11 protein-coding genes are annotated in these 12142 nt (G+C 69.2%); 6 read left to right on the top strand and 5 right to left on the bottom strand.

From position 1 onward, the window contains the following. Positions 1–148 precede the first annotated feature (148 nt). The 6 genes from HV783_RS24370 (at position 149) to HV783_RS24345 (ending at position 7386) form a co-directional block, all read left to right on the top strand. Positions 149–2188: a TonB-dependent receptor gene (locus HV783_RS24370; protein WP_175190035.1), complete on the top strand. Its 2040-nt coding sequence runs from the start codon at positions 149–151 to the stop codon at positions 2186–2188. Between the two features lie 54 nt (positions 2189–2242). Further along, on the top strand, positions 2243–3175 hold the full coding sequence (locus HV783_RS24365) for a cobalamin-binding protein (RefSeq protein ID WP_064528487.1): 933 nt from the start codon (positions 2243–2245) through the stop codon (positions 3173–3175). Between the two features lie 205 nt (positions 3176–3380). Next, positions 3381–4190 (top strand): thiazole synthase, encoded by an 810-nt coding sequence (locus tag HV783_RS24360; protein ID WP_020925370.1) that lies wholly within the window; start codon positions 3381–3383, stop codon positions 4188–4190. Beyond that, on the top strand, positions 4187–5029 hold the full coding sequence (gene thiD / locus HV783_RS24355; RefSeq protein ID WP_054419002.1) for a bifunctional hydroxymethylpyrimidine kinase/phosphomethylpyrimidine kinase: 843 nt from the start codon (positions 4187–4189) through the stop codon (positions 5027–5029). The genes HV783_RS24360 and thiD overlap by 4 nt, the downstream gene beginning before the upstream one ends. A 243-nt stretch (positions 5030–5272) precedes the next feature. Then, positions 5273–5953: a protein-L-isoaspartate O-methyltransferase family protein gene (locus HV783_RS24350; RefSeq protein WP_054483542.1), complete on the top strand. Its 681-nt coding sequence runs from the start codon at positions 5273–5275 to the stop codon at positions 5951–5953. Positions 5954–6054: 101 nt separating this feature from the next. Further along, a complete protein-coding gene (locus HV783_RS24345; protein WP_054503334.1) occupies positions 6055–7386 on the top strand; it encodes a TolC family outer membrane protein in 1332 nt (443 codons plus the stop codon). Between the two features lie 16 nt (positions 7387–7402). On the opposite strand, the gene HV783_RS24340 is transcribed toward HV783_RS24345, so the two are convergent. The 5 genes from HV783_RS24340 to HV783_RS29535 all read right to left on the bottom strand — a co-directional run. Further along, positions 7403–7891, bottom strand: a complete 489-nt coding sequence (locus tag HV783_RS24340; protein WP_054503333.1) for an adenylyltransferase/cytidyltransferase family protein — start codon at positions 7889–7891, stop codon at positions 7403–7405. Between the two features lie 25 nt (positions 7892–7916). Then, positions 7917–8795 (bottom strand): ferritin family protein, encoded by an 879-nt coding sequence (locus tag HV783_RS24335; protein ID WP_006386867.1) that lies wholly within the window; start codon positions 8793–8795, stop codon positions 7917–7919. Between the two features lie 180 nt (positions 8796–8975). After that, a complete protein-coding gene (gene ubiB / locus HV783_RS24330; protein WP_054503332.1) occupies positions 8976–10529 on the bottom strand; it encodes a ubiquinone biosynthesis regulatory protein kinase UbiB in 1554 nt (517 codons plus the stop codon). Between the two features lie 3 nt (positions 10530–10532). Then, the gene (locus HV783_RS24325; protein ID WP_175190034.1) at positions 10533–11171 is read right to left on the bottom strand and encodes a ubiquinone biosynthesis accessory factor UbiJ; all 639 of its coding nucleotides are present in this window, start codon (positions 11169–11171) and stop codon (positions 10533–10535) included. Positions 11172–11366: 195 nt separating this feature from the next. Further along, the coding region (locus tag HV783_RS29535; protein WP_254604023.1) for a Tim44 domain-containing protein at positions 11367–12142 on the bottom strand (776 nt) is incomplete at its 5' end.

Genomic DNA, 12142 nt, shown 5'->3' with positions numbered 1-12142 from the left:
GCGATGCGCCCATGGCAGCCCGATACCGGCCTGTTCGATCGCCAGGACGCCCGTCCGGCGCCCGCTCCCCAGGGATCGCGGCGTGGCCCGGGTTTCCTCCCCATCGTGATTGACCTGCGGGGTCGCGGGTCGCATCGAGGTCTTGTAGATGAAATCCCGCTCCATCCGGCGCTACGCTGGCGCCCTGCTCTGTTCCGCCCCGGCCCTCTCCGCCGCCCAGCAAGCCGCCACCCCCGAACTCGACACCGTCACCGTCACCGCCCAGCGCGTGCCCAGCGATGGCCGCACCCTGCCGGTGTCGATCTCCGTCATCACCGCCGAAGACATCGCCGCCAGCAGCGCCCGCACCATGCAGGACCTGCTGTCGACGCAGGCCGGCATCCACCTGGTCAACACCACCAGCGCCAGCGACAACGCCATCGTCGACCTGCGCGGCTTCGGCATCACCGGCGCCAGCAACACGCTGATCATGATCGACGGCGTCAAGCAGAACACCAACGATCTGTCCGCCCCCAGCCTGGGCGTGGTGCCGCTGGACCAGGTCGAACGCGTCGAAATCGTGCGCGGCAGCGGTTCGGTTCAGTACGGCGGCGGCACCACCGGCGGCGTCATCAACATCATCACCCGCAAGGACTTCGCCAAGGAGCCGGTCGCGGCCCGCGCCACCGCCACCTTCGGCAGCTACGGCCTGCGCCAGTACGACGCCGCCGTGGCGCTGAACAACCAGAAGGTGGGCGTGGACGCCTACATGCAGTCGCTGCACAGCGACGGCTACCGCGATCACAGCGGCGAGCGCCGCGAGGGCGGCGGCGGCGGCATCACTTTCCGCCACGACAACGGCTCGATCCGCCTGTATGGCAACACCACCACCCAAAAGCTGGACCTGCCGGGCCCGCGCCTGATCAACCCGACCACGGGCGAGAACCAGTTCGAAAGCGACCCCCGCGGCGCCAAGAACAAGGTCGACTTCGTCAAGACCACCACCACAACCTTCGGCCTGCAGGTCGAGCAGCAGCTCGGCGTGGGCACGCTGTACGCCGACGCCTCGACCCGCGAGAAGAAGCTCAACGGCCTGTCGTACGACGGTTTCGGCGACACGCTGCGCCAGCAGAAGCTGGAAGAGAACCTGGCCAGCCTGCGCTACCGCCTGCCGATCAACGGCGGCCACAGCGTGGTGTTCGGCGCCGACGCGCAGGAAGCCAAGACCTCCGCCGACCAGAACGCCTACTACGACTTCGCCCCCTCCAAGTGGCAGTCGCGCCAGCACCAGTACGGCCTGTTCGCCGAAGGCCAGATCCGCGCCACCGACAGCACCTACGTCACCCTGGGCGCGCGCCGCCAGTACGCCTCCGACAAGCTGGAAGTGATTTCCGGCTCGGGCGAGGAATCCGACAAGGGCCACCACCTGACCGCCTGGCAGCTCGGCGTGCGCCAGGAGCTGCCCGCCGGCTTCGGCCTGTACGGCAAGGTCGGCCGCAGCTTCCGCCTGCCCAATGCCGACGAAGCCCTGTCGGTGCAATCGCCGCTGGCGCCGCAGACGTCCACCGACAAGGAACTGGGCGTGACCTGGGCCTCGGACAGCACCAGCGCGCGCCTGTCGTGGTTCCGCTATGACCTGACCAACGAGATCCAGTACAACCCGCTGGCCGACGGCATGTGGGGCCCGGGCACCGGCGCCAACACCAACCTGGATCCGACCCGTCGCCAGGGCATCGAACTGGAAGGCCACCACAAGCTGACCAGCAGCATGACGCTGGACGCCAACCTGACCTGGATGGAAGCGCAATTCCGCTCGGGCACCTACGGCGGCGTCGACCTGGCGGGCAAGACCGTGCCGCTGGCGCCCAAGTGGCTGGCCAACGCCGGCGTGACCTGGCGCCCCACCGATGCGTTCCTGTGGAACGTGACGGCGCAGTACGTCGGCAAGTCGCGCATGGACAACGACCAGGCCAACCAGTTCGACACGCAACTGGATGCCTACGTGCTCTTCAATACCAAGGTGGCCTACAAGTTCACCCGCAACATCGAAGGCGCGTTCGGCATCAACAACCTGCTGGACCGCAAGTACGCCACCTACGGCATCCGCGGCGGCGACGCCTCGTTCCAGATGCTGGGACCGGTTGCCAACTACAACCTGTACCCCGCGCCCGGCCGCAACTTCTACGCCTCCCTCACGGTGCGCTACTAAGCGGCGATCCGATATAGTCGGCGTTCCTCCACGCCGACCGTATCGATCCCTCGCATGACCTTCGTCCGCGCCCTTCCGTTCGCCGTCCTGGGGCTGCTGTGCGCCCCGGGGCCGGCGGCGGCCGCCCCCTCGGCCAAGACTGCAGCCGCGACCTCGGCCGAAGCCCCGGCGGCGATCCATGCGCGCGACGACCGCGGCCGCGACGTCACCCTGGCCGTCCCGGCGCGGCGCGCGGTGACCCTGGCGCCGCACGCCACCGAGCTGGTCTACGCGGCCGGCGCCGGCGCCTACCTGGTCGCCACGATCCGCGGCAGCGACTATCCGCCCGCGGCCCGCGCCCTGCCGGTCATCGGCGACGGCACCCAGCCCGATCCCGAGCGCGTGGCCGCCACCCGTCCGGACCTGGTGATCGCCTGGCAGCCTTCCGCCGCCGCGCCGCTGGCGCGCGTGATGGACAAGCTCGGCGTGGCGGTCTACTACAGCGACCCGCAGACGCTCGCGGCCATTCCCGACGCGGTCGAACGCCTGGGCGTGCTGTTCGGCACCGAGGCGCAGGCCGGCCCCGCCGCCCAGGCCTTGCGCGCGCGCCTGGACGCGCTGGCCGCGCGCTACGCCGGCCGCGCGCCGGTGCGGGTCTTCGTGCAGGCGGGCCTGGACCCCATCTACACGCTGAACCACGCCAGCATCGTCAGCGACGCGCTGCGCCTGTGCGGCGGCGTCAACGTCTTCGCCCAGGCGCCCGTGGTGGCGCCGCAGGTCGGCCTGGAAAGCGTGCTGGCGGCGCGGCCCGACGCGGTGCTGGCCGGCGTCTCCGCGCCCGCCGACACCGCCCGCAACCTGGCCGCCTGGCGCGCCATGGGCCTGCCGGCGGCATTGGCGGGCCACGTCTACGGCATCGACGCCGACGCGCTGTACCGCCCCGGTCCGCGCCTGATCGATGCCGCCGAACAGTTGTGCGCGGACCTGGACCGATTGCGCCATCCGTAGGGCGTATCCGCATCCCGAGGCGCCTCGCGCCGGCCACGCCTGCGCGGCAAGCGCGATTTCTGGAACACGCCAACGTGGCCTTTCGCGCGGGCGCGCCGCGCCGTGCTTTATGATTCGCCTAACCGGGATCAACCCATTGATCCGCCCGATGATCAGCCAGCCCCCGCGGGTCCCGCTGCGCGCGCCCGCCCTTTGAAGCATCGCCATGACCACTCAAGACACTCTCACCATCGCCGGCCGCGCCTACTCGTCGCGCCTGCTCGTCGGCACCGGCAAGTACAAGGATTTCGAACAGACCCGCGCGGCGCTGGACGCCAGCGGCACCGAGATCGTCACGGTCGCCATCCGCCGCACCAACATCGGCCAGAACCCGGGCGAGCCCAACCTGCTCGACTACGTGCCGATGTCCAGGTTCACGCTGCTGCCCAACACCGCCGGCTGCTATTCGGCCGACGACGCCGTGCGCACGCTGCGCCTGGCGCGCGAGCTGCTGGACGGCCACGCCCTGGTCAAGCTGGAAGTGCTGGGCGATCCGCACACGCTGTTCCCCAACATGCCCGAAACCCTCAAGGCCACCAAAACGCTGGTGGATGAGGGCTTCCAGGTCATGGTCTATTGCACCGACGATCCCATCCAGTGCCGCATGCTCGAAGACATGGGCGCCGTGGCGGTGATGCCGCTGGCCTCGCTGATCGGCTCCGGCATGGGCATCCTGAACCCCTGGAACCTGCGCCTGATCATCGACCAGGCGCGCGTGCCGGTGGTGGTGGACGCCGGCGTGGGCACCGCCTCGGACGCCGCCATCGCCATGGAACTGGGCTGCGACGCCGTGCTGATGAACACCGCCATCGCCGCCGCGCGCGACCCGGTGCTGATGGCCAGCGCCATGAAAAAGGGCGTCGAGTCCGGCCGCGAGGCCTTCCTGGCCGGCCGCATGCCGAAAAAGCTCTACAGCGGCGCGCCCAGCTCGCCCACCGAAGGCCTGATCACCGCCGCCCCCGGCGCCGCCAAATGAGCAGCCGCCAGCCGGCCGCCACTGGCCGCCCGATCCCCAACGCGCTGACCATCGCCGGCGTCGACCCGTCCGGCGGCGCCGGCATCCTGGCCGACGTCAAGGCCATGAGCGCCCTGGGCGCCTATGGCTGCGCCGTCATCGCCGCGCTCACCGCGCAGAACACCCAGGGTGTCAGCGGCATCTCGCCGGTGCCGCCGGCCTTCGTCGGCCAGCAGATCGACACCCTGTTCGCCGACGTGCGCATCGACGCGGTCAAGATCGGCATGCTGGGCCAGCAGCCAGTGATCCAGGTGGTGGCCGAGAAGCTGGCCAAGTGGACCCCGGCGCACGTGGTGCTGGACCCGGTCATGGTCGCCAAGAGCGGCGACCTGCTGCTGGAACGCGATGCCGTCGGCGCCATGCGCGAAGCGCTGCTGCCGCAGGCCACGCTGCTGACCCCCAACCTGCCCGAGGCCGGCGTGCTGCTGGAAGAGCGCCCGGTGGAGACGGTCAAGGAAATGCGGCGCGTGGCCGAGCGCCTGCGCAACAAGCTGGCGCATTCGGGCCAGCGATGGGTCATGGTCAAGGGCGGCCACCTGCCCGGCAACGACACCATCGACCTGCTGCACGACGGCGACCGCATGATCGAGCTGCCGGGTCACCGCATCGAGACCGCCAACACCCACGGCACCGGCTGCACCCTGTCGGCCGCCCTGGCCGCCCTGCTGCCCCAGGTCGAGGACGTGCCCGAGGCGGCGCGCCGCGCCAAGGCCTACCTGACCGAAGCCATCCGCCACGCCGAGCGCCTGTCGGTCGGCTCCGGCCATGGCCCGGTGCACCACTTCCACGCTTGGTGGTGAGACCGGCGGGGCGGAATCGGACTTCGCATCAGGTCCCCCGCCCCGGCCGGCCGCCAGGGCCGATGTAACCCGACTCCCCGCACTCTCCTCCCGTCCGCCCGGCTGGCCGTGATTGCGTCCGAAAGCGCCGCGACCGCCGGCCCGTTTCCGGGCGTGTAACCAGGCGGCCCGCTCCCCGGCGTCACAGGACGCTACGAATCGGTACAATGGTCGGCTGATTCCTCCGCTTTTTTCCTGACCGTCATGAACGCTTCGACCCTGCCCGACGTAGAACAAGCCCGCTTCAACATGGTGGAACAGCAGATCCGCCCGTGGGACGTCCTGGACGCCAACGTGCTGCAAGCACTGTTCGATGTGCGCCGCGAACAGTTCGTTCCGCCGGCCCTGCGCGCCCTGGCGTTTTCCGACCTGGAACTGCCGCTGGAAATCAACGCGGTCAATACCCGCCAGACCATGCTCGCCCCCAAGGTCGAAGCCCGCCTGGCCCAGGAACTGCAACTGAGCAAGTCCGACTGCGTGCTGGAAATCGGCACCGGCTCCGGCTACCAGGCCGCGCTGCTGGGCTACCTGGCGCAGCAGGTCACCTCGGTCGAGATCGACAGCCGCCTGGTCACGTTCGCGCAGCAGAACCTGCAGATGAACAACGTCACCAACGTCAAGGTCGAAACCGGCGACGGCCGCAACGGCTGGGGTTCCACCGAATACGACGCGATCCTGGTGACGGGTTCCGTGCCGGTCGTGCCCGACGCGCTCAAGTACCAGTTGCGCGTGGGCGGCCGCCTGGTCGTCGTCGTCGGCCAGGCCCCCATCATGACGGCCTGTCGCATCACCCGCACCACCGCCGCCAGCTTCGAGACCGTCAATCTGTTCGAAACGGTCATCAAGCCCCTGCGCGGCGCCACGGTGTCGCAGTTCAAGTTCTGAGTTCCCAGGCGGGGCCGTGCGGCCCCGCCACGCCGGCCCGCCCGGCCACACGGGCCCCCGCCCTGGATTCCCTGGAGCAGCACCCCTCCCCCTGACAGATCATGCGCGTCCGACTGCTTACGGCTTTACTGGTTTTTACCTCCGCCGCAAGTGTCGGCCCGTCTGTCGCGTGCGCGCAGAATCTGCTGCAGGTGTGGCAATCCGCCCTGGGCAATGACCCCATCTATGCGGCGGCCCGCGCCAACTACCGCGCCGGGCTGGAAAAGGAACCGCAGGCGCGCGCCCTGCTGCTGCCCGAGGTCTCGGCCGGGGTCGGCGGCGCCTACCAGGAAACCCGCAGCACCCGCGGCCTGAGCATGGCCTACAGCGGCGGCCGGGGCGTCTGGGACCTGGCGCTGAGCCAGCCGCTGTTCGACTGGGGCCGCTGGCAGAACTACGAGCAGTCCAAGCTCATCGTCGCCGATGTCGAGGTGCAATTGCAGCAGGCCTACCAGGACCTGCTGCTGCGCGTGGCCGACGCCTATTTCAACGTGCTGTACGCCCAGGACGCCCTGACCGCGACCGAGGCGGAGAAAGCCGCCGTGGCCGGCCAGTTGGAGTCGGCCAAGCGCAACTTCGAGCTGGGCAACGCCACCATCACCGACACCTACGAAGCGCAGGCGCGCTACGACCTGGTGGTGGCGCAGGAACTGCGCCTGCAGAACGACCTGGACGTGCGCCGCGACGAACTGGCCAGGATCATCGGCGCGGCCCCCGGCGCGCTGGCCGAACTGCCGCCGGGTGTGCAGTTGCCCGCGCCGCAGCCGGCCCGCGTGGCCGACTGGAGCAACCAGGCCGAATCCTCCAGCCTGGAGGTGCTGCGCGCCCAGTTGCTGACGCGCATCGCCGGCCGCGAGATCCAGATCGCCAAGAGCGGCCACTACCCTACCCTGAACCTGCGCGCCACCAGCGGCAGCGCCAGCGACGCGGTAATGCGCAATGCCACCCCCGGCAAGCCGATCGACAGCACCATCGGCGTGGTGCTGTCGATTCCCTTGTATTCGGGCGGCGGGGTGTCCTCGCAGGTCACGGAAAAAGTGCAGCTCGAACAGAAAGCCCGCCACGATTTCGAGGCCGCGCGGCGCCAGGCAGTGCAGGCCGCTCGCCAGTACTACACCGGCGTCACCAGCGGCCTGGCGCGCATCCAGGCGCTGGAAGCCGGCGAGAAGTCCAGCCGCGCCGCGGTCGAGGCCAACCGCACCGGCTACGAGGTGGGCGTGCGCATCAACCTGGACGTGCTCAACGCCCAGCAGCAGCTCTACGCCACCCAGCGCGACCTGGCGCTGGCGCGCTACAGCACGGTGCTGTCGGGGCTGCGCCTGAAGGCCACCAGCGGCATCCTGGCCGAGTCCGACCTGGAAGCCATCAACCGGTTGCTGCGCGAGCCGCGCTGAGCGTGTGGCGCCGGGCTCAGGCGCCCTGGATCTTCTTGACCAGCGCCGTGGTGGAGCGCTCGAACTCGAACGGAATGGCCACCGCGCGGCCGCCCCAGGTCTTGACCAGGGCGGTCTCGGGCAGCTTTTCCATGTCGTAGTCGCCGCCCTTGACGATCAGGTCCGGCTTGAGCTGGCCGATCAGGGCCTCGGGCGTGTCCTCGTGGAACGAGGTGACCACCGTGACAAAACCCAGCGCCGCCAGCAGCGCGGCGCGGTCTTCCATGCGGTTCAGCGGGCGCTCGGCGCCCTTGCCCAGGCGGCGCACCGATTCATCGGTGTTGACCGCCACGACCAGCGTGGCGCCCAGTTGGGCGGCCTGGTCCAGGTAGGTGGCGTGGCCCCGGTGCAGGATGTCGAAGACGCCATTGGTGAACACCAGCGGCCGCGGCAGGCGGCCGGCGGCAACGGCCGCGACGCAGTCGTCGCGGGACAGGACTTTGGATTCGAAACGGGCGGCTGGCATGCCGCGATTGTACGACGGCGCCCGGTCAGGCGCCGGCCAGCACGATTTCCTTTTCCTTGGGCACCACCAGCGCCGTCATTTCCTTGCGATAGCGGTTCAGGTCCTTGACCGTCTCGAAGCTGCGGTCCATCAGCTTGGACAGGATGTGCAGGATGCGGGTGGCGACCTTCTGTTCCCAGATGCCGTCGAAGCGGATCTGGCTGTCCAGCCAATGCTCCAGCCAGCCCGGCTCGGGCAGGCGCGACTGCACCGTGTCGTTGGGGAACAGGTCCTTGTTGACGTGCAGGTTGGTCGGGTGCAGCGCCTGCTGGGTGCGGCCGGCCGAGGCCATCAGCACGCCGATCTTGGAGAACGCCAGGCGCGCCTGGACGCTGGTGTCCTCGCCGCGGTTGTGCAGGGCGCGGCGCATGTACTGCAGGTAGGCGCCGGCATGGCGGGCCTCGTCCTGCGCCACGGTCTTGTAGATGGCCTTGATGACCGGCTCGGTATGCCATTCGGCGGCGCGGCGATACCAGTGGTTCAGGCGCACTTCGCCGCAGAAATGCAGCATCAGCGTTTCCAGCTCGGGCGCGACGTCGAATTCGAAGCGCACGTTGTGCAGCTCTTCCTCGGTGGGCACCAGGTCGGGACGGAAGCGGCGCAGGTATTCGATCAGCACCAGGGAATGCTTCTGTTCTTCGAAGAACCACACCGACATGAACGCGCAGAAATCGCTGTCGCCGCGATTGTCGCGCAGGAACATCTCGGTGGCCGGCAACGCGGCCCATTCGGTGATGGCGTTCATCTTGATCGTGTGCGCCTGCTCGTCCGAGAGCTTGCTGCGATCGAAGTCGCCCCAGGGAATATCGTGCGCCATGTTCCAGCGCACCGCTTCCATGGTCTTGAAGAGTTCAGGATAAAGCATGTTCTGCCCTTGTTTTGTCCCGCTGTGGGGCTATAGAAATTGATGAATGGCGCACGCACTTGCCGGCGTGACGCTGCACAAGTCTGCCCAGCGCTATTTTTCGCCGTCTCCCGCGAAGCTATGATGACCGTTTCATGAATGAAACATGACAGGGGGATCGCACTTACACCATCGCGCCGCCTATCGGGTCAATGCCCACAACGCCACCCCGATCGCCAGGGCCAGCACGCCAACCAGCGCCGCGACGAGCCGGTTGTTCTGTTCCTGGGCCCGCCGCAACTGCGCCATCTCGGCCAGCAGCGCCGGCGAGAGGTTCGGGCGGTTCAGGTGGTCGTGGACCAGCCTGGGAAGCGCCGGCAGCATCTGCGACCACTGCGCGGCTTCTTTTTCCAGGCTCTGCCGCAGGCCCTTGATTCCGACACGCTGGCGCATCCAGCGTTCCAGATAGGGCTTGGCGGTCTTCCAGAGATCCAGGTTGGGGTCGAGCTGCCGCCCCAGGCCTTCGACGTTCAGCAACGTCTTCTGCAGCAGCACGAGCTGCGGCTGGATCTCCACATTGAACCGGCGCGAGGTCTGGAACAGGCGCAACAGCACCTGGCCCAGGGAAATCTCGGACAACGGCCGGTCAAAATAGGGTTCGCAGACGGCGCGCACCGCGCCCTCCAGTTCTTCCTCGCGCGTGTCGGGCGGCACCCAGCCGGACTCGATGTGCAATTGCGCCACGCGGCGGTAGTCGCGGTGGAAGAAGGCCAGGAAGTTCTGCGCCAGGTAGTTCTTGTCGAATTCCGACAGCGAGCCGACGATGCCGAAGTCCAGGGCGATATAGCTGCCCAGCGTCTCGGGCCGGTCGGACACGTAGATGTTGCCCGGGTGCATGTCGGCGTGGAAGAAGCCGTCGGTGAACACCTGGGTGAAGAAGATCTCGACGCCGGTGCGCGCCAGGGTCGGGATGTCGATGCCGGCGGCGCGCATGCGCTCGACCTGGCCCACCGGCACGCCGTACATGCGCTGCATGGTGAAGACCGTGGACGCGGTGTATTCCCAGATGACCTCGGGCACCATCAGCATGTCGCCGCGGCCGGATTCCGGGCCGAAGTTGCGGCGCAACTGGCTGCAGTTGGAGGCCTCGCGCACCAGGTCGAGCTCATCGTGCAGGTACTTGTCGAACTCGGCCACCACCTCGCGCGGCTTGAGCCGGCGGCCATCGGCGCCCAGGCGCTCGATGATGCGGGCCACGATCTTGAGCAGCGACAGGTCTTTCTCGATGATGCCGAGCATGCCGGGGCGCAGCACCTTGACCGCCACCTCGCGGCCGTCGTGCAGCACCGCGAAGTGCACCTGGGCGATGGAGGCCGACGCCACCGGGTCCACCTCGAACTGCGCGAACAGCTTTTCGGGCGGCGCGCCCAGCGCGGCCTCGATGCAGGCCGCGGCCTGGGCCGACGGGAACGGCGGCACGCGATCCTGCAGCAGCGCCAGCTCGTTGGCGATGTCGGCGGGAATCAGGTCGCGGCGGGTGGACAGCACCTGGCCGAACTTCACGAAGATCGGGCCCAGCGATTCCAGCGCCAGGCGCAGCCGCAGGCCGCGCGGCTGGCGTGGCCGGGTCCCCAGGCGGATGACACGCAGCAGGCAGGTGGCCAGCGGATGGTTCAGGCTGGACAGCACCAGCTCGTCCAGACCGTAGCGCAGCGAAACCAGGATGATACGAAGCAGGCGCAGCAAGGGAAACATGGGTCAGGCGCCTCGCTTGGCGGCGACCGTGGCCAGTCGCGATTGCAGGGCGGCGGCCGAGCGCGTCAGGGCGTCGGCGCGGGCGTTCAGCTCGGCCAGGTCCAGGCGCCATTGCTCCAGCGCCGGGCGGCCCAGCAGCATGCCGCTTTCCTCGGCCAGGTACTCGGACACGTTCTCGGCCATGCGCTGGCCGGCCTCGCGCGCGCCGCCGGCGGCCGCGCGCAGCCCGCCGGCGATGCGCAGCGCGGGAATGTCGCCCACCAGCCGGGCCAGGCTGTCTTCCGGGTCCCAGCGCAACTGCTTGGACAGGTCCGCCACCACCTGGGCCAGGGCGGCGTCGCCGGAAATGTGCGTGGCTTCGGCGAAATCGGGCGCCGCGCCGCCCGCGCCCAGGCGCGGCAGCGGCAGCTTCTCGGGCGCCACCGTCAGGGTCACGTCGGGCACCACCGCGGCATCGGCCTGGGCCGCCAGCCCCTCGCTGTCGAGGGTCAGGCCCAGCGTGAAGCCGCCCAGCGCAAAGCGCACGGTCTTGCCGGCGTGACGGGCCAGGCGTTCGCGCGCCCAGTCCTCACGCTTCAACAGGGCGTTGAGCGCGCCGACGGCCAGCCGTGCAGGAGTGGGCAGAAACGAAAAGGGCAACATGACGGTCCGCGACCCCGCGCAACGGGGCTGACGAAGTTGATGGGTAAATCGGGAGTGTAACGGGTTGGATGGGGGTGTGTTCCGGACAGTCGGGACGCGGTTTGCGCCCGCGCATGGAAAAACCGGCCCTGAGGGGCCGGTTGTGGCGGACGGCCGCGAGGCCGCCGCGATAGCAGGAGATTGGCGCCAGCCGGATCAGCTGGCGTATTCCACCGGGATCTGCTGGATGCCGGCCAGCAGCCAGCCGCCGTTGGCGGGCTTGAACAGGTTCCAGACTTCCTCGAAGCGGAAGGCTTCGGCGCCCGGGGTTTCGCGCAGCATGCCCGAGAAACGCACGCTGGCCAGGTGACCGTCGGACACGGTTTCGATGCCCAGCAGCTCGGCGTTCAACAGCACCACTTCGGTCTTGTTGGGGGCCGCGCCACGCTCGGCCAGTTGCGGCTTGAGCTCGGTGATCAGGTCGTCGGTCAGGTAGTCGCGCAGGCGGTCGGTGCTGCCGCTGTCCCACACGGCCTGGATGCGCACGAACTGTTCCTTGGCCTGCTTCAGGAAGTTGGGCGTATCGAAGTCGCCGGGCACGAACCAGTTGTTGTCGTCACCCGCCTTGGGCAGCACGGCGGCCGGGGCGGCAGCGGCGGCTGCGACCGGCGCCGCGGCCGGAGCGGCCGGCTTCAGCGCCTCACGCCACATGGGCTGCTGCTGCGGCTGGCCAGGCGCGTTGTTGGCGCCGCCGAAGGCACCCTGCGTGGCCGGACGCGGCGCCGCGCCGCGCAGGCGGCGGATGATGAACATCACGGCGAACACGACCACGGCGATCAGCAGCGCGGACGACAGGAACTCGGCGAAGGCGCCCGACAGGCCCATGCTCGAGAGCAGCGCGGCGATGCCCAGGCCGGCGGCGATGCCGGCGATGGGGCCGAGCCAGCGCGAGGCGCCGCTCTTGGCGGCGGCGCCCGCGGCGCCGGCCGTGG

Source organism: Achromobacter dolens, assembly GCF_902859745.1.
Taxonomy (GTDB): domain Bacteria; phylum Pseudomonadota; class Gammaproteobacteria; order Burkholderiales; family Burkholderiaceae_B; genus Achromobacter; species Achromobacter dolens.
Note: the sequence above shows the minus strand (reverse complement) of the source record. Positions and strands in the feature narration are given on the sequence as shown.